The organism is Vibrio genomosp. F10 str. ZF-129 (genome assembly GCF_000287055.2).
Classification (GTDB): Bacteria; Pseudomonadota; Gammaproteobacteria; order Enterobacterales; family Vibrionaceae; genus Vibrio.
Map to the genome: position 1 here is coordinate 1 of NZ_AJYQ02000009.1, position 297 is coordinate 297.

A 297-nucleotide genomic window follows, 5' to 3' on the forward strand; every position below is an offset into this window, starting at 1 on the left:
GGCATCACCTTGTACATGGCGATCTTCTGTTATTTGACCGCTTTTATCTCCGGCGAAGATCGCAGCATCGCCTACTGCTGAGAGTGTTGTTGATGCACCGGTGTGGGTCACACCACCGTGGGCATCTTTAACGTCATAGCTGAAGTGTACATCGCCGTTATAGTCTTTTTCTGGGGTAAAGGTAAATGTGCCATCGGCATTTAACGCAATAGCACCATGGTCAGCCTGTAGGTTTTCAATGGATAATTTGCCAATATCGTTGTCGTCAACATCGCTAGAATTGGCCAGTAGCTGTGC

1 protein-coding gene is annotated in these 297 nt (G+C 47.8%); it reads right to left on the reverse strand.

All coding sequences use genetic code 11. The annotated features are described in order from the left end of the window. On the reverse strand, nt 1–297 hold a 297-nt coding region (locus tag A1QO_RS01300; RefSeq protein ID WP_038131835.1), incomplete at both ends, for a cadherin-like domain-containing protein.